This window comes from Mesorhizobium metallidurans STM 2683, assembly GCF_000350085.1.
Classification (GTDB): Bacteria; Pseudomonadota; Alphaproteobacteria; order Rhizobiales; family Rhizobiaceae; genus Mesorhizobium; species Mesorhizobium metallidurans.
In genome coordinates, this window is record NZ_CAUM01000146.1 from 121969 (window position 1) to 144809 (window position 22841).

Annotated in this window: 26 protein-coding genes, 2 tRNA genes and 2 pseudogenes; 17 read left to right on the top strand and 13 right to left on the bottom strand. The window is 61.9% G+C overall.

The genetic code is table 11. From position 1 onward, the window contains the following. Window positions 1-107 precede the first annotated feature (107 nt). On the top strand, window positions 108-1403 hold the full coding sequence (locus MESS2_RS25585) for a lipopolysaccharide biosynthesis protein (protein WP_008877466.1): 1296 nt from the start codon (window positions 108-110) through the stop codon (window positions 1401-1403). A gap of 826 nt (window positions 1404-2229) precedes the next feature. Here MESS2_RS25585 and MESS2_RS25590 read toward each other — a convergent pair. The 4 genes from MESS2_RS25590 to MESS2_RS25605 all read right to left on the bottom strand — a co-directional run bounded on the left by MESS2_RS25590 (window position 2230) and on the right by MESS2_RS25605 (window position 5970). Next, window positions 2230-2589, bottom strand: coding sequence for a hypothetical protein (locus tag MESS2_RS25590; RefSeq protein ID WP_008877468.1), 360 nt, complete (start codon window positions 2587-2589; stop codon window positions 2230-2232). A gap of 491 nt (window positions 2590-3080) precedes the next feature. Then, complete coding sequence (locus tag MESS2_RS25595) at window positions 3081-3998, bottom strand: DUF6492 family protein (RefSeq protein ID WP_008877470.1); 918 nt, start codon at window positions 3996-3998, stop codon at window positions 3081-3083. Then, window positions 3995-4801 carry a WecB/TagA/CpsF family glycosyltransferase gene (locus tag MESS2_RS25600; RefSeq protein WP_008877471.1) on the bottom strand — a complete coding sequence of 269 codons (807 nt, stop codon included), beginning with the start codon at window positions 4799-4801 and terminating at the stop codon, window positions 3995-3997. Before MESS2_RS25600 ends, MESS2_RS25595 begins: the two co-directional genes overlap by 4 nt. Continuing rightward, complete coding sequence (locus MESS2_RS25605; RefSeq protein WP_008877472.1) at window positions 4798-5970, bottom strand: glycosyltransferase; 1173 nt, start codon at window positions 5968-5970, stop codon at window positions 4798-4800. The genes MESS2_RS25600 and MESS2_RS25605 overlap by 4 nt, the downstream gene beginning before the upstream one ends. A 339-nt stretch (window positions 5971-6309) precedes the next feature. Between MESS2_RS25605 and MESS2_RS25610 the strand changes: the two genes are divergently transcribed. The 5 genes from MESS2_RS25610 to proC all read left to right on the top strand — a co-directional run bounded on the left by MESS2_RS25610 (window position 6310) and on the right by proC (window position 10173). Beyond that, window positions 6310-6498, top strand: coding sequence for a type II toxin-antitoxin system HicA family toxin (locus tag MESS2_RS25610; RefSeq protein ID WP_040594021.1), 189 nt, complete (start codon window positions 6310-6312; stop codon window positions 6496-6498). Continuing rightward, on the top strand, window positions 6498-6920 hold the full coding sequence (locus MESS2_RS25615) for a type II toxin-antitoxin system HicB family antitoxin (RefSeq protein ID WP_008877474.1): 423 nt from the start codon (window positions 6498-6500) through the stop codon (window positions 6918-6920). The genes MESS2_RS25610 and MESS2_RS25615 overlap by 1 nt, the downstream gene beginning before the upstream one ends. 62 nt (window positions 6921-6982) lie before the next feature. Then, on the top strand, window positions 6983-7981 hold the full coding sequence (locus MESS2_RS25620) for a glycosyltransferase family 2 protein (protein WP_008877475.1): 999 nt from the start codon (window positions 6983-6985) through the stop codon (window positions 7979-7981). Next, window positions 7950-9269, top strand: a complete 1320-nt coding sequence (locus tag MESS2_RS25625; protein ID WP_008877476.1) for an O-antigen ligase family protein — start codon at window positions 7950-7952, stop codon at window positions 9267-9269. The genes MESS2_RS25620 and MESS2_RS25625 overlap by 32 nt, the downstream gene beginning before the upstream one ends. A gap of 88 nt (window positions 9270-9357) precedes the next feature. Then, the gene (gene proC, locus MESS2_RS25630; RefSeq protein WP_008877477.1) at window positions 9358-10173 is read left to right on the top strand and encodes a pyrroline-5-carboxylate reductase; all 816 of its coding nucleotides are present in this window, start codon (window positions 9358-9360) and stop codon (window positions 10171-10173) included. Window position 10174: 1 nt separating this feature from the next. On the opposite strand, the gene MESS2_RS25635 is transcribed toward proC, so the two are convergent. From MESS2_RS25635 to MESS2_RS25660, 6 genes are all read right to left on the bottom strand, one after another. Then, on the bottom strand, window positions 10175-10567 hold the full coding sequence (locus MESS2_RS25635) for a type II toxin-antitoxin system VapC family toxin (protein WP_008877478.1): 393 nt from the start codon (window positions 10565-10567) through the stop codon (window positions 10175-10177). Then, window positions 10567-10809, bottom strand: a complete 243-nt coding sequence (locus tag MESS2_RS25640; RefSeq protein WP_008877479.1) for a type II toxin-antitoxin system VapB family antitoxin — start codon at window positions 10807-10809, stop codon at window positions 10567-10569. The genes MESS2_RS25635 and MESS2_RS25640 overlap by 1 nt, the downstream gene beginning before the upstream one ends. A gap of 97 nt (window positions 10810-10906) precedes the next feature. Beyond that, window positions 10907-12220: an NAD(P)H-dependent oxidoreductase gene (locus tag MESS2_RS25645; RefSeq protein WP_008877480.1), complete on the bottom strand. Its 1314-nt coding sequence runs from the start codon at window positions 12218-12220 to the stop codon at window positions 10907-10909. A gap of 542 nt (window positions 12221-12762) precedes the next feature. Next, the gene (locus tag MESS2_RS25650; protein ID WP_008877482.1) at window positions 12763-13062 is read right to left on the bottom strand and encodes a BrnA antitoxin family protein; all 300 of its coding nucleotides are present in this window, start codon (window positions 13060-13062) and stop codon (window positions 12763-12765) included. Beyond that, window positions 13059-13307 carry a BrnT family toxin gene (locus tag MESS2_RS25655; RefSeq protein WP_040594023.1) on the bottom strand — a complete coding sequence of 83 codons (249 nt, stop codon included), beginning with the start codon at window positions 13305-13307 and terminating at the stop codon, window positions 13059-13061. Before MESS2_RS25655 ends, MESS2_RS25650 begins: the two co-directional genes overlap by 4 nt. A 265-nt stretch (window positions 13308-13572) precedes the next feature. Continuing rightward, window positions 13573-13647: transfer RNA gene (locus MESS2_RS25660), tRNA-Thr, on the bottom strand. A gap of 160 nt (window positions 13648-13807) precedes the next feature. Here MESS2_RS25660 and MESS2_RS32835 point away from each other — a divergent pair. From MESS2_RS32835 to MESS2_RS25715, 11 genes are all read left to right on the top strand, one after another. After that, entirely contained in the window at window positions 13808-13984 is a 177-nt protein-coding gene (locus MESS2_RS32835; RefSeq protein ID WP_008877485.1) for a hypothetical protein, read from the top strand. A gap of 181 nt (window positions 13985-14165) precedes the next feature. Further along, window positions 14166-15458: a UDP-N-acetylglucosamine 1-carboxyvinyltransferase gene (gene murA / locus MESS2_RS25670; protein WP_008877486.1), complete on the top strand. Its 1293-nt coding sequence runs from the start codon at window positions 14166-14168 to the stop codon at window positions 15456-15458. Between the two features lie 182 nt (window positions 15459-15640). Beyond that, a complete protein-coding gene (locus MESS2_RS25675) occupies window positions 15641-16072 on the top strand; it encodes a DUF2948 family protein (protein WP_008877487.1) in 432 nt (143 codons plus the stop codon). 9 nt (window positions 16073-16081) lie between these two features. Further along, on the top strand, window positions 16082-17374 hold the full coding sequence (hisD, locus tag MESS2_RS25680) for a histidinol dehydrogenase (protein WP_008877488.1): 1293 nt from the start codon (window positions 16082-16084) through the stop codon (window positions 17372-17374). Window positions 17375-17380: 6 nt separating this feature from the next. After that, window positions 17381-17866, top strand: a complete 486-nt coding sequence (locus MESS2_RS25685) for a UPF0262 family protein (RefSeq protein ID WP_008877489.1) — start codon at window positions 17381-17383, stop codon at window positions 17864-17866. Window positions 17867-17914: 48 nt separating this feature from the next. Then, a complete protein-coding gene (locus MESS2_RS25690; protein ID WP_008877490.1) occupies window positions 17915-18325 on the top strand; it encodes an arsenate-mycothiol transferase ArsC in 411 nt (136 codons plus the stop codon). Window positions 18326-18525: 200 nt separating this feature from the next. Continuing rightward, window positions 18526-18744, top strand: a complete 219-nt coding sequence (gene infA, locus MESS2_RS25695; RefSeq protein WP_006329283.1) for a translation initiation factor IF-1 — start codon at window positions 18526-18528, stop codon at window positions 18742-18744. Between the two features lie 90 nt (window positions 18745-18834). Continuing rightward, window positions 18835-19461 carry a Maf-like protein gene (locus tag MESS2_RS25700; RefSeq protein WP_008877491.1) on the top strand — a complete coding sequence of 209 codons (627 nt, stop codon included), beginning with the start codon at window positions 18835-18837 and terminating at the stop codon, window positions 19459-19461. A gap of 66 nt (window positions 19462-19527) precedes the next feature. Then, window positions 19528-19725: a DNA gyrase inhibitor YacG gene (gene yacG, locus MESS2_RS25705; RefSeq protein WP_008877492.1), complete on the top strand. Its 198-nt coding sequence runs from the start codon at window positions 19528-19530 to the stop codon at window positions 19723-19725. Between the two features lie 195 nt (window positions 19726-19920). Further along, window positions 19921-19996: transfer RNA gene (locus MESS2_RS25710), tRNA-Phe, on the top strand. A gap of 212 nt (window positions 19997-20208) precedes the next feature. Continuing rightward, a complete protein-coding gene (locus tag MESS2_RS25715; RefSeq protein WP_008877493.1) occupies window positions 20209-21489 on the top strand; it encodes a tyrosine-type recombinase/integrase in 1281 nt (426 codons plus the stop codon). A gap of 31 nt (window positions 21490-21520) precedes the next feature. Here the strand turns inward: MESS2_RS25715 and MESS2_RS31530 are convergent, their stop codons facing one another. The 3 genes and pseudogenes from MESS2_RS31530 to MESS2_RS33590 all read right to left on the bottom strand — a co-directional run. After that, window positions 21521-21676 (bottom strand): non-canonical purine NTP pyrophosphatase, encoded by a 156-nt coding sequence (locus MESS2_RS31530; protein WP_083918691.1) that lies wholly within the window; start codon window positions 21674-21676, stop codon window positions 21521-21523. Next, window positions 21627-22077 (bottom strand): annotated as a pseudogene (locus tag MESS2_RS25720) (conjugal transfer protein TrbE); the annotation flags it as partial. The pseudogene MESS2_RS25720 and the gene MESS2_RS31530, both read right to left, overlap by 50 nt. A 117-nt stretch (window positions 22078-22194) precedes the next feature. After that, window positions 22195-22841: pseudogene (locus MESS2_RS33590) on the bottom strand (type IV secretory system conjugative DNA transfer family protein); the annotation flags it as partial.

A 22841-nucleotide genomic window follows, 5' to 3' on the forward strand; every position in this document is an offset into this window, starting at 1 on the left:
TGGTGAGCCGAAGATGAAGTTTCTCGCATTGGTTGCGTATCTACTTGATACATTCAGGAGCTGCCGAACGGCACGTTAAGCTTTGCGATCTATGCTTTTTTCAACGCATGACCGAGACCAGTGACATACCGCAAAGGCGGCCCCTCGCCCGGATCGGCGCTTTCGTGGCCGAGCGACGGGGGCTGGTTCGCGACTATCTCTCGGCGATCAGCGGCGCTGGCGGGCGGCTGGTGTTTTCGCTGGCCTATTTCATCGCGCTGGCCAACACGCTGTCCATCGCCGAGTTCGGCATGTTCGCCACCGCCTCGGCAGCGGGCGTGATGCTGTCGCGCATCCTCGCCTTCGGCTTCATCTCGGCGCTCTATCGCACCGCCACCATTCGCCCCAATCTGATCGGCACCTTCACCGCCGGCTTCCTGCTGCTCGGCGCGATATCGCTGCCGCTGTTGGCTGCCGCCTCCTACGGCGTCTACCTGATCTTCTTTGCCGGCACAGTGCCGCTGTCGATCTTCGCGGCGATCGTGTTTGCCGAGGCGCTGTTGTGGCGACCGGTCGAGGTGGCGCTGATCGTCAACAACGGTCTCGGCAAATTCGGCCGCGCCGCCCTGCTGACGATCATGGCGACGGCCTTGCGGGCGCTCGGCGCCGTGCTGTTCATGTTCGCGGCGCAGCCGACCTTAGAGGTCTGGTCGTGGTATTACATTGGCGCCAATGTCGCCTCGCTGCTCATCGCCTTCGGATTCTTCTATCCGCGCCAGCGGCTGCGGCTCAGGCCGGAACTCTATCTCAGGCGGCTCGCCGATTCCATCTATGTGGCCGGCGCCGAGGTGCTGTTCTACCTGCAGATGGAATTCGACAAGCTCCTGGTGCTGGCGATCGGCGGGCCGCATCTCGCCGGCATCTATGCCATCATCATGCGGCTGGTCGACCTGACCGCGATCCCGATCCGCACCTTCTCGATGATGCTGGTGCAACGCATGATGCGGGCGCCGGAACTCTTGTCGCGCCTGGCGGTCAAGAGCGGCATCGAAGGCGGCGTTTTCCTGGTCTCGACGCTGGCGCTGGCGGCGCTCGGCATCGTGCTGCATTTCTTCCCCAACGCACTGGGCAGGAATGTCGCGGAGGCCGCCCCTCTGGTGGCGCTGGCGATCTGCGTGCCGGGACTGCGCAACCTGGTCGAATACCAGGCCGAGCTTCTGTTCGCGCGCGGCCAGACGGCGGTCAGGGCGCTCAACCTCGGCCTGCTTGCCGGGCTGAAGGCGGTGCTTTTGACCTATGTGCTGACCACGATCACCGACACGCCCAATCTGGTGCTGTCGCTCAACATCGTCTTCCTGCTGCTCTATCTCGCCTCGATGCTGCTGACCTATTCGGCAATGCGCAGACCGGCGAAGGCGATCTAAGGGCAAATTCAACTAGGGGGCTGCCGCCAATGGCTGGGGTGGGTGGAGAGTTGACAGATGATCGTGCTTAAAACTGAACCAAGCGCATCCTATCGCCTAAACTTGGCGGCCAAGATCACCAGAAAAAATAGCACCAAAACGGTTAGCGCCCCTCCGACTCGCAAATCGCTGATGCCAAATACATTCCGCATAAGTCCGGGAGTGACCGCAAAAAGGCAGAGTGAAGCCAAAGCAGCCGCGATGGCGATTGCTCCAACAAGACGTCGAAACGTCACAACATCGGAGCTTCGGTGAACGAGTCCAATTTTTGACTGAATGGAGCCTGTTCTCCACGCGGACAAAAGTTCACGAACGCAGTAGAATGCGAACGAGGACAAAACAATAAAAACAATGCCCGAAGCCGTTGTTTGGGATAGGATCGAGGCGTCTGATATAGCCGGCATCATGTGGACTGCTTGGCGCCAGAGTTTCGTGAAGGATAGTGACAGACCCGCATCCACCAAGTTCCTCTAACTCCCCAACACCAGTTTTGCGAATGCCGTGCCCGCTTTAAAAGTCCGTGCGCCAGGCCAACAAAGCAGACCAAGGCGATTAAGCCTACTCCGATAGTCGACGAACCTTTTTTCGCGTCTGACGAAGTCTGCGGCTGATATTTTGCCCGAATCGCCAGGATCTCTGCCCGAATTTTTGGATCCCGAGGCAGGTCCTCTCGGCGAAGCTCCGTTCTTCTCATAAACTTCGTGGCTACTCAAGCATGCCTGCGGAAAAGGAATTCCGCCGCCGAATGATCTGCGGCTCATTCGTCCAAGCCACCATCCATGATCGGTCATTGCCAGGCCAACGAGGAACCCCCGAAAGCTAGCGCTCCACCGGCGATCATGCAGAACGATTTTCGGCCTTCAGCATCCGTGATCGCCTTGAATGCGCAGCGTCCCGCGACAAGAGCAAGAAACAGGGTGATAACGATAGAATAGACCATCTGCGCCATGATCATCGTGGAAAAAGACGGAGAGCATTTTCCGAGATCGGCAGTGAGCGAAAAAACGTTCGAAAAAGCCGTTTCGAATGCGGGATTCGCCTGGGAGAAAAAGGCGTAAATGAACGCACTCGACAGTAGGACCACTGTCCCCGAGACGGCCCCTGCCCAGAGTCTGTCCTTGGACTTCTCCTCCCAAGCACTCGTCATAATTCGTCACCATGGATACCGTACCTAACTGATAGGGCAAAAGCATTAACTGCGGCTTGATCGGTAGATGCTCGTTGTTAAGGCGATGTCGGGATGACGAAGCTAGGCAAGGCATATATTTCACAGAAGGTTTCAAACCTCGCAAACAGGACTGATAGATGAGAAGCTCTCAAATGGAGAAATATGTCTTGGCCTCTGTCCTATATTACACCGTGGCTACGGTTGGATTTATGTTAACCATCTCGATAGGCATGCTTGGCGCACTATGGGGTCTGCTTGCACTATTCGGATATCTTGAGCTTGTTATATCTCTCAACATATGGCGGCGCAAAAGACACCCACGAAGCGTCCACCAAATCGAATTGGCCAAACAGAGACTGGATAACTAATCATCAACGGATCTGATCGATTTTTCTAGAGCGGATTCTTTGAACGGGAGAGTGTCAGCAACGGGTGGAAATTGGGGTCGTTCAGAGCGATTGACCCCAGGACTAATCAAGCCCGATCAGCCGGCGGATGCGGCCGATATCGGTTCCGATGAAGGACTGCATGCCGATGGCTACCTGTTCCGGCGCCATGGCGGCGACGAAGCGGCGGAACTCGTCGTCCGACAGCGCTTCGCCCGTCCAGTGGACGCGGCAGAACTCTTCCGAGCCGCGGAAATGGCCGGCGCCGTCCAGCACGTCGTCGACATAGCGGCCGTAGATCATGCATTCGGAAAATTTCCGCGCCGCGCCGACGACCTCGACCCAGTTACGGCCGTGGACCTTCTCGATCCGGGCGCACATGGCCGTCACGGTTTCGCGGCGCCAGGCAATCAGCGTCGAAATGTAATCGTGGGTCGAAGATGCGTCGATGCCGAGTGCCAGAGCGGCATTGCGCGACCAGATCCGGTGCTCCTCATGGCCTTCGCCGGAAAGCGCCTCTTCGCGACGGAACAGGCGCACCTTGCCGTCGCGCCAGAAGGCGTTTGTGTCGAAAGGTTTAAGGAAAGCCACGTCGGAATCGCAGAAGATCAGCACGTCTTCGCGCGCATGCGCCGCTATAGCGATGCGGCGAAGCTGCTGCACATGCCAGCCACGCAGCGGCATCGTCCTTGGGCTGAGCCAGATGCGCCGGCGAAACAGGCTGAGCGGATCGTCGAACGCGCGCAGCCAGCGCGGCAGGAGGTCGCGCTCGTCGACAATGGTGCGGCGGCTGTTCTCAAACTGGCGAAAGAGCGCCACGTCGCGATGCTCGACAAGGATGTAGTGCTGCGCCACGCCGGAGACGTGCCGGTCGAGGGTTTCGCACAACAGGCGGCAGCGTTCAAAATCCGGCGCGTAGCTGGCCGTCACCACCGCCGCCACTGGGGTCTGGCGAAGGAGATCGGGCTCGATGTCGGCGCCGGGCACGAACCTGCTGTTCAATGGCCTGCTCCGGGGGTTGCTTCGGCAGGCTCAGGCTTGCCAAACAGTTTCTGACGCACGACACGCAACAGGAACACAGGGTTGCCGACGACATAGCGGCGCCAGAGGCGGCCCGGTTCGATCCACAACCGGAACAGCCATTCGAGCCTGAGCCGACGCATCCACAGCGGCGCCCGCGGCACCGTGCCGCTGAGGAAATCGAGAAGCGCGCCGACGGCGATCGGCAATGTGCAATGACGTGCATCGATGTGGCGGGCGATCCACAATTCCTGGCGCGGCACGCCCATGGCGACGAGCAGCACGTCCGGATGCAATCTGGCGATCCGATCGATGATTGCCGGCTCGTCGGCTGGCGGGAAATAGCCATCGTGAATGACGACGAATCTGTGCTGCACCGCAAGTGCGGCCAGTCTGGTCGATGCAGCCTCGGCATTGACACGCGTTGCGCCGAGCAGCCCCACGGTGAGCGGCCTGGTCGATGCCTGCAGGAAAGCCGGGACGAAATCGGTGCCGTTGAGATTGTCGGGAAACGGCGCGCCGTAGAGCAATTTCGCCGCCATGTCGACGCCGACGCCATCGGGCAGGATCAGGAAATCGTCGAGCGCTTCGGCGAAGACCGGATCCACGCTGGCGATGTTGGCGTTGTGGGCATTGAGAAAGCTTATCTTGGTGAAGCGCCGTTCCGCGATCAACCGGGTCAGCAGGGCGATCGCGTCGTCCCAACGGATGGCGAGGACCGGAATGCCAAGGATCGTCTTCAAACTGTCGACCCCAAAGGCGGCGTGAGCAGAATGCATGTTCACGCGAACGCCTCCTGCCTGACGGGGTTGAGCTTCTCCAGGCCAAGCCTGATCGCGGCATCGAGCGCTTTCACCTGGCGGCGATGGAAGGCGCTGCCATCAACATCCCTGACATCGGCGGCCGCGGCTTCGAGCGCGGCGGCAAAGGCAAGCGGGTCATCGGTGACGACGCAGTTGTCCGGGCGATGGTCGATGCCGCGCAGCGAATGGCTGGTGGCGACGGAAGGCAGGCCGAGCTCGAAGGTCTCGATGGTCTTGAGCTGGACGCCGCTGCCGGCCGTGCTGATCAGCGGGATGACGGCGGCGCCGCGCACGAAGGCTTGCGCGTCGGGCACCCGTCCGACGAATTCGACGCCCGGATGCGTCGAGATAACGGCCGACGGCACACCGCCGGCGATCCGGACCCGGAAATCGGGTTTGAGATGCGGCACTACCTTTTCCAGGAACCAGTCTAGGCCGATGCGATTGGGCTGCCAGGTCCATGTGCCGATCAGCGCCGCGTCGCAGTCGATACGGCGCTGGCTCGTTTGCTTCGGCGCCTCATTGCACGTCACCAGCGGCAGCACCGCCGAGCGGTCGCCGGAAGCGACGCCGAGTGCCGGGCGATCTTCCTCGGCCAAGGTGAAGACGAAGCGCGCCCGGCGGCAAAGCCGTTCTTCCACCGCCTCGAGCAGCCTCGCCTCGCGGCGAAACAACAGGCGCTGGAAAAGACCGCCCGCGGCCGCGGCGTTCTGCTCAGCCGAACGGTGCTCGACATTGTGGGCAATGAAGATCGACGGCCGGTCGTCGAAGAGCCTTTCGAAGGCGCCGGCGAACTGCACGGAATTCAGGATATAGCCATCGAAGGAGCCGGCGCGCTCGATGGCGGCGCGGACCTCGCTGTCGGACACAATGCGCAACTTGGCCGACGCGAAAGTGAGGCCGGAAAGCACCGCCCTTGCAACCCAGGCGAGCTTTTGCAGCGATGATGCACTTTCAGTGCGGACATCGACGGCGCCGAGCACGATGGTGTTCTGCGGATCGCTCGCCGGCTTGCCCGGCCAGGTGAAGCCGATCACGGTGACGCGCGCGCCGGCGCGCCGCAAAGCAGCGATGATTGCGGCGTTGGCAATCTCATAGCCCGAGGCAAGAGCACCGTCGGGCACGATCGATGTGGCGAACAGCAGATGCATCTCACCTATCCTGTCCGATGCAGCTAGCAAAGCGGGGTGAAGCCTTGATTAAGCGGCAACAATCGATGGTTGAAGGCCACAGGTTTTGCCTGCCCGTTCACGAAAGGTGATTAACGAAACGCTATTCCTAAGCTTTTGAATTTGTTTAAATTGACTACCAGTTTAGGTCCAAGCGCATCGAGACGTTCGTGCTTCGTGCCGGAAACGTCGGATGCGCGTTGTTAGGTAGCTGGCGTTGAAAGGCCTTGAAGCGCAAGGGTTGCGTTACGAGCGGCGTTATCCTGAGCCAAATTCAACATTTATGTTGACTTCAACATTTGTGTGGAACACCTTATATGTGTGAACAGCAAAGAACTGAAGAAATGGCTTGCCGCACAGGGTTGCACCTTCGAAACGAAGAAGGGTGGCTCTGGTCATTTGATCATACGACGAGGTGACCGCAAGTCGGAATTGCCAATGCATGGTGCCGGCAAGGAACTTGGTACCGGCCTGGTCAACGCAATCAAAAAGCAGTTGGGGTTGAAGTGATGGCTGGATATCGCATCAACGTGGAACCGGACGATAATGGCACTCTGCTCATTACATGTCCGCAGTTGCCAATCGTGGTGACATTTGCCGAGGAGGAATACCTTGTCCGTCGACATGCAGTCGATGCGATAGAGACTGTCCTGGCAAGCATGATCGATGATGGTGAGGACATCCCGCACCCGGATGGAAAGCCAGGCGTAGTCATAGACCTGCCCGCTCTGACTTGGCTTAAGCTCAATCTTTATTGGTCACTACGTGAGGCAGGAATTACGCGCGCCGAGTTGGCGAGACGCCTAAACTGGAAACGCGAGTCGGTCGATCGCCTATTTCGACTCGATCACAAATCGAGGCTCGAGCAGATAGAGTCGGCCTTTGCCGCGCTAGGGCGCACAGTGGAAGTTGACGTTCGCGTCGCGGCTTAGTTACGAAACGTTATCGTCGGAGTGCTATCGAGAGCCGAAGTCACCTCCTGGGCTGGACACTGATGATCCCTTCGCCATCGGACGGTTCGGTATCGATAGCGGGGCGGTCTCCGAAACTTGGCGCGGAGATCGTCGAGGCCGTTGTCACGCTGCCGACCTTCAAACGGCCGCGGCAGCTGCTGGCGACGCTTGCATCGCTCAAGGCGCAGGAAACCGGCAGACGCTTCGCCGTGATCGTCATGGAAAACGAAACGGAGGCGCGCGCCGGCGCCAAAGCGGCGCTGCCGTTGTTCGAGCGCGGCGAGATGTCAGGCATGGTGATCGTCGCGCATGAGCGCGGCAATTGCAGCGCCTACAATGCCGGCTGGCAGACGGCGATCCTGCATTTCCCTGCTTTCAGGCATCTCCTGGTCATCGACGACGACGAGATCGCCGATCCGCAGTGGCTGGAGCGTATGTGCAAGGCGGCCGAGACGCTCGGCGCCGACATTGTCGGCGGCCCGCAAGTGCCTGACTTCGCCGAGGCGACCCATGCGAGATGGGCAACGCATCCGGTCTTTGCGCCGCCTTACCGGGAGACCGGGCGTGTGCCCGCGCTCTATTCGTCGGGCAATCTCCTGGTGGGGCGCAACGTGCTCACCGCCATGGGCCCGCCCTTCCTCGACCTGAAGTTCAACTTCATGGGCGGCGGCGATTCCGATTTCCTGAGCCGTGCCGCGCAACGGGGCTTCGTGCTCGGCTGGTGCGCCGAGGCGAAAGTGCATGAGACCGTGCCGGCCCGGCGCGTCGAGGCCGACTGGATCCGCGCCCGCAGCCTGCGTAACGGCGTCATCTCGACATTGGTCGAGAAGAAGAAGCGGACCGGCACGCCACTTGCCGGCACCAAGGTCTTCCTGAAGAGCCTGGCGCTGCTTGCCGCTTCGCCGTTTCGCGGCGCCATCAGGCTGGCGCAGACGGGATCGCTGGCGATTGCCTTGTATCCCGTCCATGTGGCGCTCGGCCGCGTGCTTGCCGAATTCGGATATGCCAATGAGCAGTACCGCCAGCCTGAGAAGAACTGAGCGCGCGCCGCTCAGCGCTGCCTTCACGCGCGACGGCGTCGCCACCGCAATCGCCGCGCTGCTGTTTACCGTCATCCTGGTATCGTTCCGGCCGTTCCAGCCGGCCGGCGCCGAACTGACCGGCGATGGCGGCGACATCGTCAACCAGCTCGGCTTCGGCGCGCTTGGCGCGATCTCGATCTTCTCGCTGATGGCGTTCGCCGACCCCAGCGTGGTGCGTTCGCTGCTCAGCCCGTCCTGGCTGTTGATGCTGGGTTTCTTCATGCTGTCGGTGGTGATGGCGACCGATCCGCCGTCGGCCATGCGCGCCGCTTCCTTCACGCTGATCGGCATCATGACGATGGCGACGATCCTGGCGCTTCCGCGCGACGCGGAAGCGTTCTCGAAAGTCATCATTTTCACCATCGTCATCGTCATGGGGCTCTCCTATGTCGGGCTCATCGTCTTTCCGCTCGAGGCGCTGCACACCGCCGATTCGCAGGAGCCCGAACATGCCGGCCTCTGGCGCGGCGTCTTCACCCACAAGAACATCGCCGGGCCGATCATGGCCTGCTTCAGCTTCGCCGGCCTGTACCTCTACCGGCGCGGACAGCGGCTGTGGGGTGCCGCAATCTTCTGCGCGGCCATGGTCTTCGTGTTCCACACGGGATCCAAGACGACCGCCGGACTGGTGCCGTTCTCGATCCTGATCGTCGTGCTGCCGAGCCTCATCGGCATGCGGCTCGGCACACCGGTCCTGTTTGCGCTGGCAGTCATCGCCACGGCGGTGGGCACGCTCGGCATCGTCTTCCTGCCGCCGGTAAAATATCTGGCGTCGATCTATTTCCCGGACATGACCTATACCGGACGTACGACGCTGTGGGAGTTCGCCGGCGACATGCTGGCGAAGAGGCCGTGGACCGGTTATGGCTATGAGAGCTTCTGGGGCACGCCGCTGCTCCTGAACCAGGACCAGCCCTTCGACCGGCCCTGGGATATCAGAACCATCGTGCACGGCCATGACGGCTATCTCGACATCGCCGTGCTGATGGGCATTCCAGCGCTGTGCGTGGCGGTCTACACGTTCCTGATCGCGCCGCTGCGCGACTACATGCGCATTCCCCTGCGCAAGGAGAACATCTATCTCGGCGACTTCTTCATGATGGTGGTGCTGTTCACCGCGTTGAACGCCTTCCTCGAAAGCTTCTTCTTCCGCCGCGCCGATCCGGTCTGGATGTTCTTCGTTTTTGGCGTGCTGGGCCTCAGGCAAGTGTCGTTGCGGCCGCTCGCGGTTCGCCGTCAGTCCTGACAGGACTTTCCCGCATCGCCGCGAGCGTCTATGGAAAGCACTCCTTTCCGGAACCGGTTTCCGGGGTCGCGTTCTAGCGGAGGCTTCCATGACGATCAGGCTTGTTCTCGCCGGCTGCGGCAATATGGGCTACGCCATGCTGTCTGGCTGGCTGAAGTCCGGCAAGCTCGCACCGGCGGCGGTCTTTGCGGTCGAACCCAATGCCGACTTGCGCAAACGCGTCGAAGCGCTGGGTTGCGGCTCTTCGGCGGATGCCGGCGGCATTCCGGCGGATGCGGCGCCTGATCTGGTCGTCATCGCCGTGAAACCGCAGGTGATCCGCGATGTGACCGCCGCCTACAAGCGTTTTGGCGATGGCCGCACCACCTTCGTCAGCATCGCCGCCGGAACCCCGGTCGCCACTTTCGAGGAGATACTGGGCAATCGCGCGCCGATCATCCGCTGCATGCCCAACACGCCGGCGGCGATCGGCAAGGGCATGATGGTGGTGTTTTCCAACAGACTTGTCTCCGACGATGCCAAGCGTTTCGTCGCCGACCTGCTTTCGGCGAGCGGCGAGGTGGCCGACATCGACGACGAAAGCCTGATGGATGCCGTGACGGCCGTGTCCGGATCCGGCCCGGCCTATGTCTTCCATTTCATCGAAGCGCTGACCGTGGCCGCCGAAAAAGCCGGGCTGCCGACCAGGACCGCCAGGCTGCTGGCCATGCAGACGGTCTATGGCGCCGCCTCGCTTGCAGCCGAAAGCGGCGAGGAGCCGGGCGTGCTGCGCCAGCAGGTCACCAGCCCCAATGGCACGACAGCCGCCGCGCTTGCGGTGCTGATGGGCGGGGAACGGCTGACAAATCTGCTCACAGAAGCTGTTGCGGCAGCGCGGCTAAGGTCGATCGAACTCGGAAAATAGGCTAAGCGAGGTCGGTCTGCGAGAAGTCGTTGCCCTTGTAGAGCAACGACATGCTGCGGCTTTTCGCGCAGGCATAAAAGAGACAGTCGGCAAGATTTAGCTGGGCGGGATGTCCGCGTCCCTTCCCATAGGTCGCGAAAGCCTGGATCGCGAGCTTGGCATCGCCTGCGTCGATCGGCACGATTTCGATTTCAGCCTCACGAAGAAATGCCTCGATTGCCGCTTCCGCGACAAGCGGTTCAACGGCAAGCAGCGTGGAAAGCCGCATGGCCGCTTCGAGCACCACCAATGCGGAGGTTATCCTTGCGGGTGCTTCCTCCATGCGGTTGCTCCACTCGCCAGCATCCTCTTCTCCCGAAAGTATCGCGACAACCACGGAGGTGTCGACGAACATCAGGAGTGGCCCCACATTTCGTCGATCTCATCCTTGCTTAAAGCCCGACCGCCCTGGCCCGCTCTGGCCTTGAAGTCGTTAGCAATCAGAGCCAGCCGCTCGGCCAGGGGAATGCGTTCGCTTTCCCGCCTCAACTCGGATTCAAGCGCCTCGATGACCGCTTCGGTCATGGAGATCTTGCGCTTGGCGGCAAGCCGTTCCGCCAGTTCGCGTGCGCGAGGGTCTCTGATCTGGAGATTCATTTGACTGGTCTCAGTTGTTCTCTATCACTACAACATAGGGAGTTTGTCATGACAAAACCAGAAGAACAGCTGCGAAATTGCAGCCGAGGCTTGGGCTTCAACTGCCATACAGCATCTCGTCCTGCAGCCGGCGCAAGGCGAACAGTCTGGTCGTCCGGTCGGGCGCGGCATTGTCCGCCGTCAGCAATTCGCCCTTGCTGACCGGCTTCAGCACCTTGCCGCCTTCGAGCAGGCCAACCGGCACCGCGCGGTTGGCGCGGGCTTCTTCGACGGTCATGGTCCAGGAGCGGTAGCAGGTCTCGCCGATGGCGTCGAAATTCTCGCCGGCGGCAAGGTCGCGCTTGGCCACTGCGCAGACTTCCGCAACCGGCTTCGGCAGCGGCACCATGTCCGGCTTGCCGTACAGCGCGATGCGCGCGGCGGTCAGCGGCACTTCCAGCGAGGTCAGATGATAGGGCCGGAAGAAGCTGTAATAGGGACCGTGGCCGATATGGAGATCGTCCATGCGCTCGATGATGCGCGGATGCGTCGCCTCGACGATGACGAAGACGCCGGGCGCCACGCCCTTGCCGATCGTGTAGTCGACGACGCCTTTCCTGGACAGGATGCCGCCATCGGCGCGCGGGATGAGCACCTTGGCCAGTTCATCGCGATCGGCCTTGGGGCCGTGCATCCCCGCAATGTCCGGGACGAGCCCGGTGGCGTTGGCGATGGCGCACATCTCGACCATGGTCTTCGAGCCGTCGACAAACTCGACCAGCATGCGCGGGTTCATATTGCGGCGCAGCGCCTCCTCGCGATAGTCGTCGGGAACCGCTCCGTGGTTGAGCGGATTGTTCTTGCCCTTGCCGGCCGAGACGATGGTGTAGCCGAGCGCGGCGGCGAACTCGATCAGCTCCATGCAGCTCGACGGCTCGTCCCCGGCGCCGACCGAATAGACGACACCGAGCCGGTCGGCCTGCTGCTTCAAATAGCAGCCGATGGTGACGTCGGCCTCGACGTTCATCATCACCAGATGCTTGCCATGCTCCATCGCCTTCAGATCGAAATCGGCGGCGACGCCGGGCTTGCCGGTGGCGTCGATGACCACGTCGATCAGCGGATTGGTGACCAGCATCTCGTTCGAGGTGATGGCGATCTTCCCGCTCTCGATCGCCTCGGCGACTTTTGAAGGGGCGTCCGCTTCGACGGCCATAGCCTCGTCGCCATAGGCAATGCGGATTGCCTCGCGGGCGGTATGCGGGCGCCGCGTCGAAATGGCCGAGATCGAAATGCCCGGCATCAGCATGCCTTGCGTCACCAGATCGGTGCCCATTTCGCCCGAGCCGATGACGCCGATACGCACCGGGCGGCCTTCGCTGGCACGCTTGGCGAGATCGCGGGCTAGCCCGGTCAGGGCGACATTGGTCATGCGGGGACATCCACTGCTTTTAAGTCCTTGTTTTTATGCATGTCGTCACCTGAAAACCGCTATGCACTTCCGGGCGACATCTATCAGGTGGCGGAATAGCAGGGAACGGTCCCAGTTTTCCAATAAAACCGGCTGGCGGCGGCAATTTCTTGCGCATGGCTGCTTCCTGGAGAAGATTGCAATTCGGCTAGTAAGGCCCGCGGCTCCGTACCGTCCTGCTTGGCGTCGAGACGCTGCAAGGTGTTGCCGAGCCGAACTGGCCGTTGGCCCGACGCGCAGGTGCTTCCCGCGCGCCACGGTATCGGGCAGGACTCGCTGCTTTCGGTGAAGCACTGGAAAGGGCCAAGGACGTGAGACGTTTCCGCGCGTTCGATGTACTCTCCAGCCTGGTGTTTCTCCTGGCCGGCATGATCGGCGTCCTGCTCTATCTGGAGGTCGCTCATGCGCTCGCGCTGAATTGATTTGCATGGGAGCCCGAGCCCGCCGTGCCGAAAGGTGCGGCGGGCTTTTTTACGTTTTCAGTCGGACGGTGCCTAGCGGCTTCAGCCGACCTTTGCGGCCTTCAGTGCTTCGTTGATGCGGCTCTGCCAGCCTGGACCGGTGCGGCGGAACTTCTCAATCACGTCCTGATCGAGCCGGATGTTGATGGCCTTCTTCGGCTTCTCCAGTGGGGGACGGCCGCCAAGGTTCTTCTCCATCTTCGCCGCCATCTCGGGGAATACCTCGGCAAATGGCCTGGCCTGCCTTAGCTGCTCATCGGTGAGCGCGGGGATATCGGCCTCGTCCCAATCCTTCTTGGTATAGCCGCGACCAGGTTCGAACTTGCTCTTCTTGCGGATCATTCGACCAGCCTCCTTTCCTTGGCATTTGCGCGCCTCATGGTGATGACCGAAAGCCCTTCGGTCCCAAGATAGGCGAACACGACAACAACGCTGTTGTCCGCCAGACGGCCGATCGCAAAGTACCGGTTCGCCTTGGCGGGGATGATGCGAGCGTTCAGGAAGAACGTTTCGTCCAGAGACGCGAAGTCCAGCCCATGTTTCTCAAGGGTGGTGATACGCTTCGGTTCGTCCCAAACGATCATCATTGGTTTCTGTATATACGAAAACCATGCGCCGGGCAATAACTATTTGTGGATACAGAAACATTGATATGACCGATCCGACGCCAGCCGTGCCCGAAAGGCGCGGCGGGCTTTTTGCGTTCGAGATCTGCGCTAAATCGATGGCAAACGGCCCGACCCGGGAACGCTCAGTGAACAAACCTTGCCAATTTCCTGCCAATATGTGGTGTGTGGCTGTGCATACTAATGCGTGGACTTGTCGAAAGAGCCAACAAAAAGCCTTGAAATCTGGTGCTGCGAGAGAGGATTGAACTCTCGACCTCTCCCTTACCAAGGGAGTGCTCTACCACTGAGCTACCGCAGCCGCCGATGGCGGGGCTTCTGCCATATCGAACCGGCAAGCGCAAGGCCAAGCGCGAGTATGTGTGGAAGCCGGCTCCGGACGGCTTTCCAGGACATGGCGGCGCCACAATGTTGGCTATGCCTGATTGCTGGGTTGGCTGGTCGCCAGCCGGGACAGGACCATGAACGACACGACAATTCCACCAAAAAAGGGCGGAGCAGACCGCAAGAGCCGGCTTGCCGAGCAATTGCGCGCCAATCTGCAGAAGCGCAAGGCGCAGACGCGCTCGCGGCGCACTGGTGACGCCGACAAGCGGCCGGACGGGCTCGGCGCGTTAAGGGAAACGCAAAAGGATTGACCTATAACCCCTCTCTTGGCCCACGCGTCAAGAAATCCTATTTCTTGAACCGGGCTGGGCATTGGTCTAGACGGACTCTGGGGTCTAGACGGGGCTCCGGGGTCTAGGCGGACCAAGTGGTCTAGTTAGGCCAGACTCAAACCGATTGAAACCGGCCCTTGGCCGAGGGGACATCTCTTCCATGGATCGCATCAGAATCGTCGGCGGCAACAAGCTTGCCGGAAGCATCCCGATCTCGGGCGCCAAGAACGCGGCACTCCCGCTGATGATCGCCTCGCTGCTCACCGACGACACGCTGACGCTGGAGAACGTGCCGCATCTGGCCGATGTCGAGCAGTTGATCCGCATCCTCGGCAACCACGGCGTCGACTATTCGGTCAATGGCCGCCGCGAAAAGCAGCATGAGGGCTATTCGCGCACCATCAATTTCTCCGCCCGCAACATCGTCGACACGACCGCCCCTTACGAGCTGGTGTCGAAGATGCGCGCGTCCTTCTGGGTGATCGGGCCGCTGCTTGCCCGCATGGGCGAGGCCAAGGTGTCGCTGCCCGGCGGCTGTGCCATCGGCACGCGCCCGGTCGATCTGTTCCTGGAAGGCCTGCAGGTGCTGGGCGCCGATATCGATGTCGACACCGGCTATGTCATCGCCAGGACCAAAAACGGCCGCCTGGTCGGCAACCGCTACGCATTCCCGAAGGTTTCGGTCGGCGCCACCCATGTGCTGATGATGGCGGCGTCGCTGGCCAAGGGCGAGACGGTGCTGGAAAACGCCGCTTGCGAGCCCGAGATCGTCAACCTCGCCGAATGCCTGAACGCCATGGGCGCCAGGATTTCCGGCGCCGGCACGCCAACCATCACCATCGACGGCGTCGAAGCGCTGTCCGGCGCCCGCGTGCGCGTCATTCCCGACCGCATCGAGACCGGCACCTATGCGATGGCGGTGGCGATGACCGGCGGCGACGTCGTGCTGGAAGGCGCGCGCCCCGAGCTGTTGCAGACCGCGCTCGATGTGATTTCGCAGACCGGCGCCGAGATCACGCAGACCAATTCCGGCATCCGCGTGAGGCGCAACGGCGCCGGCATTTCGCCGGTCGACGTGGCGACCGCGCCCTTCCCGGCCTTCCCGACCGATCTGCAGGCGCAGTTCATGGGCCTGATGACCATGGCCAAGGGCAAGTCGCGCATCACCGAGACGATCTTCGAGAACCGCTTCATGCACGTCCAGGAGCTCGCCCGGCTCGGTGCCCATATCACGCTGTCCGGCCAGACGGCGATCGTCGACGGCGTTTCCAAGCTGAAGGGCGCGCCCGTCATGGCGACCGACCTGCGCGCCTCCGTCTCGCTGGTCATTGCGGGTCTGGCGGCCGAAGGCGAAACCACGGTCAACCGCGTCTACCATCTCGACCGCGGTTTTGAGCGGCTGGAGGAAAAGCTCTCCGGCTGCGGCGCGGTGATCGAGCGGATTTCGGGATAGGCAATCGGCGAAGCTGCCGATCTCCCCCGTAACGGGGGAGATCGGATGTCACGTCGGCTTTCGCCAAACCACCAACGCCGGGGCAGCGCGAACCTGAAGCGATCCCCTTGGGCTGTGGTTGCACGGATCGCCAAGACCGCCTAACAGAAAGCCGATTGTAAACCTTCAGGTGTGAAATCCGCATGGCTCTCAAGCTTGTCGCGCTCGACGATCAGGATCTGAGCATCGTCTCGGCCCATGTCCAGGACGCCGTGCTGAAGGTCGGCGACCTCGAATACCTGCCGGCGGCCAAGCGCTTCGTGCTGACCATGAACCGCTTCGTCTGGGAGGCGAAATCGGGCGTGTTCCGCCAGCACAATGAACGGCGGCAGGCCGTGCTGCATTTCGACCGGGTGCTCGGCGCCAAGACCAGCGGCATCGCCCGCGACAAGCCCGGCGAGGTGCTGTCGCTGCTGGCGATCAGTTTCGTCGGGATCAGCAAGCCCGCCGGCATTGTCGAGCTGGTCTTTTCTGGCGGTGGCGCGATCATGCTCGATGTCGAATGCATCGAGGCGCGGCTTGCCGACATTGGCGGCGCCTGGGAAGCCACGTCGCGTCCCGTCCACAGGGCCTGAGCGCTAGAGATGGCCATCACGCTTCGCCAGTCCGACGCCGATTTCGAGCCACGTTTCGCCACCTTCCTGTTGACCAAGCGGGAGGTTTCCGCCGATGTCGAGGCCGTGGTGCGCCAGATCATCGCCCGGGTGCGCGCCGAGGGCGACAAGGCGTTGATCGACTATACGCTGAAGTTCGACCGGGCCGATCTCACCAAGCTCGGCATCGCCGTCGCCAGGGACGATGTCGCCAAGGCCTATGACGAGGCCGACCCGCAAACCGTCGAGGCCTTGCGTTTCGCGCACAGCCGCATCCGTTCACACCACGAACGGCAGAAGCCGAAGGACGACCGCTATACGGACGCAGCCGGCGTCGAGCTCGGCGCGCGCTGGACGGCGATCGAGGCGGTCGGGCTCTATGTGCCGGGCGGCACGGCGAGCTACCCAAGCTCGGTGCTGATGAACGCCGTGCCGGCCCAGGTGGCCGGGGTCGAGCGCATCGTCATCGTGGTGCCGGCCTCCGGCGGCGCCATCAATCCGCTGGTGCTGGTCGCGGCCGATCTCGCAGGCGTCTCGGAGATCTACCGTGTCGGCGGCGCGCAGGCGATCGCGGCCCTTGCCTATGGCACCGAGACGATCAAGCCCGTCGCCAAGATCGTCGGACCGGGCAATGCCTATGTCGCAGCGGCCAAGCGCCACGTGTTCGGCACGGTCGGCATCGACATGATCGCCGGACCTTCGGAAGTGCTGGTCGTGGCCGACGGCAGCAACGATCCGGACTGGATCGCCGCCGACCTGCTCGCCCAGGCCGAGCATGACGTGTCGGCGCAGTCCATCCTGATCACCGACGATCCCGCCTTCGGCGTAGCGGTCGAACAGGCGGTCGAGCGCCAGTTGCAGAGCCTGTCGCGCGGCGAGACGGCAGCAGCGAGCTGGCGCGACTTCGGCGCGGTGATCCTGGTGCCGTCGATCGAGGCGGCGCTGCCGCTGGTCGACCGCATCGCGGCCGAACATGTCGAGTTGGCAATCGACGACGCCGAGGGCTTCCTGTCGCGCATGCGCAACGCCGGCGCCGTCTTTCTCGGCCGCCACACGCCGGAAGCCATCGGCGACTATGTCGGCGGCTCCAACCACGTGCTGCCGACGGCGCGCTCGGCGCGCTTCTCGTCGGGGCTTTCGGTGCTCGATTTCGTCAAGCGCACCTCGATCCTGAAGCTCGGGCCAGAGCAGTTGCGGCTGCTGGCGCCCGCGGCCATAGCGCTGGCCAGGGCGGAAGGCCTCGATGCGCATGGCCGCTCCGTCGCCATACGGCTGAACATGTAAGCTGAGATGTCGGACTACGATCGAACCAGTGCCAGGCTGATCGATGTCGAACTCGACGAATCGATCGGCCGCTCGACGCCCGATGTCGAGCACGAGCGGGCGGTGGCGATCTTCGACCTGATCGAGGAGAATAGCTTCCGGCCGATCAATGACGACGGCGCCGGGCCCTACCGGCTGAAGCTGTCGCTGGCCGAGTCCCGCCTGGTCTTCGCGGTGACGCGCGAGGACGGCGCCGAGGTGGTCACCCACATCCTGTCGCTGACGCCGCTCAGGCGCATCGTCAAGGACTACTACCTGATCTGCGAAAGCTATTACGACGCCATCCGCTCCTCGACGCCCAGCCATATCGAGGCGATCGACATGGGCCGGCGCGGCCTGCACAATGAGGGCTCGCAGACGCTGATGGACCGGCTTTCCGGCAAGATCGACATCGACTTCGACACGGCGCGCCGGCTGTTCACGCTGGTCTGCGTGCTGCACTGGCGGGGTTAGGCCCTGGCCGCCGGCGCTGCGCCCCGCTCGATCCTGTTCGTGTGCGGCATGAACGCCGTGCGCTCGCCGATGGCTGAGTTGCTGGCGCGCCAGGCGCTTCCGGCCACGACCTTCGTTGCCTCGGCCGGTGTGCGCGCCGGTGAGCGCGACCCGTTCGTCGACGCCGTGCTTGCCGAGGACGGCCTGTCGCTCGGCGAGCGTCATCCCAGAACCCTGGACGATCTCGAGGACGACTATTTCGACCTGATCGTCACGCTGGCGCCGGAAGCGCATCATGCCGCGCTCGAACTCACCCGCTCGCTCGCCGTCGATGTCGAATACTGGCCGACGCCGGACCCGACAAATGCCGGTAGCACGCGCGAGCAGGTCATGGCCGCCTATCGCGACGTGCGCGACCGGCTGAAGGCGCGGATATCCGGCCGTTTTCTCAATACCGAGGCCAAAAAAGCCACGGATTAAGCATGTTCACAAGCGGGCGATTATCATATAGGTTCCGCCCGAATTCCGGCTAGAGTCGGATGATTTCAGGTCTGTTCGACCTGAAATCTGAATCCGCCTCTAAATCAAAGAAGTAGAGCATGGTGTCGTCCGAAAACCGCTTCACACTTTTCGGCATCATGCTCTAGGCGCTGGAACTGCCATCCAAGCAAAGGTATCGAATGCCGAAGGAAGAAGTCCTCGAGTTTCCGGGTATCGTCACGGAATTGTTGCCCAACGCGATGTTCAGGGTGAAGCTTGAAAACGAACACGAAATCATCGCCCATACGGCGGGCCGCATGCGCAAGAACCGCATCCGCGTGCTGACCGGCGACAAGGTCCTGGTCGAGATGACGCCCTACGATCTGACCAAGGGCCGCATCACCTACCGTTTCAAGTAAGATCGTCGGAGCATCGGACCGAAAAGTGCGCAGCGGTTTTCGGACAGATCCAATGCTCAAACGAAGAGATAGAGCCCGGCCGGATTAACGATGAGCATTTTGCAGAAGCTGGTGCTTGCTTCGGGTTCGCCGCGCCGCATCGAACTCTTGCAGCAGGCCGGCATCGAGCCGGACCGCGTGCTGCCGGCCGACGTCGACGAGACGCCGTTGCGCGCCGAGCATCCGCGGTCGCTGGCCAAGCGCCTGTCGAAGGAAAAGGCCGAGAAGGCGCTGGCGTCGCTGAGCACCGAAGACGACTACGCGCCCGGCTTCGTGCTGGCCGCCGACACGGTGGTCGCTGTCGGCCGGCGCATCCTGCCCAAGGCCGAAACGCTCGACGACGCCTCCAACTGCCTCGGGCTGCTGTCCGGCCGTTCGCACCGGGTCTATTCCGGCATCTGCCTGATCACGCCGGGCGGCAAATTGCGCCAGCGCCTGGTCGAGACCCGGGTGCGCTTCAAGCGGCTGCCGCGCGACGAGATCAACGCCTATGTCGCCTCGGGCGAATGGCGCGGCAAGGCCGGCGGCTATGCCGTGCAGGGCCTGGCCGGTTCCTTCGTCGTCAAGCTCGTCGGCTCCTACACCAACGTCGTCGGCCTGCCGCTCTACGAGACGGTGGCGCTGCTCAATGGCGAGGGATTCAAGGTGCACGCCAGTTGGGCGTCGGCCCGGCCATGAGTTGGGAGGTGGGCATGAGTTTGGGGGCAGCAATAAGTTCGAGACAGCAATGAATTCGAGACGGCCATGAGCCCGGATGACAAGGTGACGCCGCTGCGCCCCAAGCGCCCCTGCCCCGAATGCGGCAAGCCATCGGCGCGCGAAACCTATCCGTTCTGCTCGACCCGCTGCAAGGACATCGACCTCAACCGCTGGCTGAAGGGCGCCTATGTCATTTCGGCCCGCGACGACGAGGACGAGGCGGACAATGACCCTCCCAAATGAGGCTGTCCGGTAGCGCTTTGCGTCTGCACCAAGAGTGAACGAATTGACCTTGCGGACTGCGTCTCGTTTCCTGCCTGAAATCAACGCTTAAGCGCTGGACAGGCCGGATTCCCATGCTATAACCCACGCGCTTTCAAGGGGCGCCCATGGCGCTTTCAAGAAATCCGGTGCGCGAGTTTTCGTTAGCCGGAACAGGCCCAGATAGCTCAGTTGGTAGAGCAGCGGACTGAAAATCCGCGTGTCGGTGGTTCGAATCCGCCTCTGGGCACCATCCCCTCTTCTCCCGACAGTCTCTTTCGCCGAAGCTTCTACGCTTCTGTCTTGGCAACTAGCTGAAATCCTTGGTGATTTTAGTGCGCAAGGCGCGGTTGGTCGGGTTTTGTGGAATTTCGGCGTGGTTGGTCCAACGAGGCCGAGGGCTGGTATTTTCGCTGGTATTGGAGATCCTGATGGTATCGATGCAGCCAAATGGAGGTCCCGAAAATGGCGCTGTCCGACGTGAAATGCCGAAATGCCCGACCCGCTTCCAAGCTCGTGAAATTTTCTGACGGTGGCGGGCTCCAGCTTTGGGTGCAGCCGACCGGATCTCGGCTATGGCGCCTCGCCTATCGTTTTGGGGGCAAGCAGAAGCTTCTGGCCTTGGGCAGCTATCCCCTCATCTCCCTCGCTGAGGCACGCGAGGCGCGCGATACCGCCAAACGTCTTCTCCTACGTGGCATCGACCCCGCACAGGAGCGTAAGTCGCAAAAGGCTTCGGCAGAGGACACCTTTCGCTCAATCGCGGAGGATTATGTCGACAAGCTGAAGAAGGAGGGACGTGCCGACCGGACCATCACCAAGGTCAAATGGTTGCTCGACTTTGCCTATCCAACATTTGGGGACAAAAGCATAAGGGAGATCGATCCGGCCACAATTCTTGCCGCTCTCCGCAGCGTGGAGGTTCGCGGTCGATACGAGTCGGCCAGGCGACTGCGCTCCACCATCGGCAGCGTGTTTCGATATGCAATCGCAACCGCACGCGCCGATGTAGATCCGACGATCGCCCTGAGGGGCGCACTCGTCGGTCCGACGGTCACGCCGCGTGCCGCAGTTACCGATCCTAAGGCCTTGGGAGGCTTGCTGAGGGCGATCAATGCGTTTGATGGACAGCCAACAACCCGAGCCGCCCTGAAGCTGATGGCCCTTCTGTTTCCCCGCCCCGGCGAGCTGCGCGCGGCCGGATGGGACGAGTTCGATTTCGAAAGGTCGGTGTGGAGTATCCCTGAAGGACGCATGAAGATGCGAAGGCCGCACCGTGTACCTCTTTCCAGGCAGGCGGTCAGCGTCCTGACCTCACTTAGAGAAATCTCTGGTGGTGGATCGCTGTTGTTTCCTAGTGTTCGATCGGGTTCGCGTCCGATTTCCGACAACACGCTTAACGCCGCCCTTCGCCGTATGGGCTATGGCAAAGAGGAAGCTACCGCGCACGGTTTTCGAGCAACGGCATCAACTCTGCTAAACGAATGCGGAAATTGGCATCCGGATGCCATAGAGCGGCAACTGGCCCACATCGAAAACAACGACGTTCGTCGTGCCTACGCCCGGGCTGAGCATTGGGAAGAGCGTGTCCAGATGATGCAGTGGTGGGCGGATTATTTGGACGAACTCGAGAGCAAAAGCGCGCTAGTGATCTCGATCGGGCGACGCGGCAAGCCTGCCGTTCATACACCATCGCGACCGTCCACTTTGAACCCAACAGCGACGGCACACCAAACACCGAGATGAATCTCCAACCGCACGACCAAATGGGCGTAGGTCATCCCGCCACCGTCGTCGGGCAGAAAAGGACGTCCCAGTAGAACTCCCGCGATCCCCGAGGCGCGCGAGCGATAGTCCCCATCGTCTCACCTACGAACGTATGAGTCTGTCTCGCCTTCGGAATGATGCGAGTCGACGAGCGCGCTTTCCGCACGCGCTTGGCTGTCCGGCGACGGCATGAACAGCAAGGTCAGATGATAGCTGCTCTCGTAATGCGCGACTTTGCCTTCGAAAGCGCCGTGCCGTTCTTCATCGACTAGCCATGAGGCCGCGTCGGGAAAATGCGAGTTCGGATAGCCCAGCGCTTCGATGCGCTCGGCCTCAAAGAACAATGCCCAGCCAGAGCCAAGCCTTCTCAGCGCATTGTTTGCCCGCGCGCACATGCCTACAAGTTCGGCTTCAGTCGCGCTTTCGAGATCGGGGCCGCGGAACCGAAAGGTGCGCTGAAAGCTGCCGTCCTTGTTGAGGACGATGCCGGGCCGCGACGAGTGCGGCCCAAGGCAGATGATCGACAAGCCGGTCGGCTTTGCCGTGATATTCTGAAAGATTCAGCATGCGAGCCAACCCTTCAGGCGAAGGTGGCGGACAAACACGTTTGCGAAGTCAGGCTCGCGGCGAGCTGCGAAGACCGCGAGCGTGTGGTCGGCAATCCACTGCTGTAAGCCAAGGCCTGGCGGCGGCTAGATGGTTGGTGGTCATCATCCGCTGCAGTGTCGCGGCAAATGAGCGTTGTGGGTCCGGCAAGAAGGTGGCGACACGGGCGAGCGTCTTTTCTTCTTCGGCGTAGAGCACGTGCAGGGTGGCGCCGACCAGGAGGGAATGACTCGTCTTTTCCTAGTGGTTGCGCCGTTCCAGCGCCCCCCGGGGTCGACGAGGATGTCGGCGATGTTCTGGACGTCGCGGACCTCGTTCGGACCTTTGAGGACTTCCAGCACCGGATTGTAGCGAGCCGATCTCAGATCGGTCGGGTTGAACAGGAGGCAGTACGAGAACTTCGACCGCCAGCCGGCCGTCAACTGTCACTCCTCACCTTTAATGTCGTGAATGACGGCTGAGCCGGTCCAGGAAGCGTTGGAACAACCCAGCCTGACGCCCGTGCCCGAACGTGTCGGCGCAAAGCCATGACGTGCTCTGGCCCGGCATGGCGCAGATACCGATCTTTCAGTTTACCCAGGAAAACGCCGGCCGGCCGGAACAACCCCGCCCGGTCGATCTCCTGGTTAATGGCCCATCGCGAGGAGCCGTAGGTTGTCACCAACCCACGCTGTCGCGCGCGCCAGAGAGAGCCGGCGATCGCAATGGCACACCCCACGAATCCA